The sequence below is a fragment of the Pseudomonas tehranensis genome (assembly GCF_014268615.1).
In the GTDB taxonomy this organism is placed as follows: Bacteria; Pseudomonadota; Gammaproteobacteria; order Pseudomonadales; family Pseudomonadaceae; genus Aquipseudomonas; species Aquipseudomonas tehranensis.
The window spans coordinates 1-568 of the sequence record NZ_JABWQV010000492.1 but is presented as its reverse complement, the minus strand read 5'-3'; the positions used below and the strand labels follow the sequence as shown (position 1 = coordinate 568).

Below are 568 nucleotides of genomic sequence, written 5' to 3'. Positions count from 1 at the left end.
CTGGTGGACACCGACGCCGCCGGCCACAGCTGGAAATACCGCTACGATCAACGCGGCAACTGCACCGCCGAAACCGATCCCCTGGGCCACGTCACCCGCTACCGCTACGACGCCCACGGTCAGGTGGTGGAAATCATCGACGCCATCGGCAAGCTTAAAAAGCTGCGCTGGAATCCGTTCGGGCAGTTGGTGGAGCACATCGATTGCTCGGGTTATCCGACACGGTTCAGCTACGACCAGCGCGGCTACCTGCAGACCATCACCGACGCCCTCGGCGAGCGCACCCAGTTCAGCTACGACGCCCAAGGCCGCTTGCTCAGCAGCCAATTGCCGGACGGCCGCACCGAACAGTACCAGCGCGACCTCGCCGGCCAGTTGACCGGCTACACCGACCCGGCCGGGCACACCACGCACTACCAGCACAACCGTCGCGGTCAGGTTCGCCAACGCACCGACGCCCACGGTCGGCAGGTGCAGTTCGCCTACGACAGCTACGGACGGCTGCAAGCGCTGGTCAATGAGAACGGTGAGAGTTATCGGTTTGCCTGGGATGCCGGGGATCGGCTGA

The 568-nt window shown here is 64.6% G+C and carries 1 pseudogene; it reads left to right on the top strand.

The features are described 5' to 3' along the window. A pseudogene (locus HU811_RS27130) lies at positions 1 to 568 on the top strand (RHS repeat protein); the annotation flags it as partial.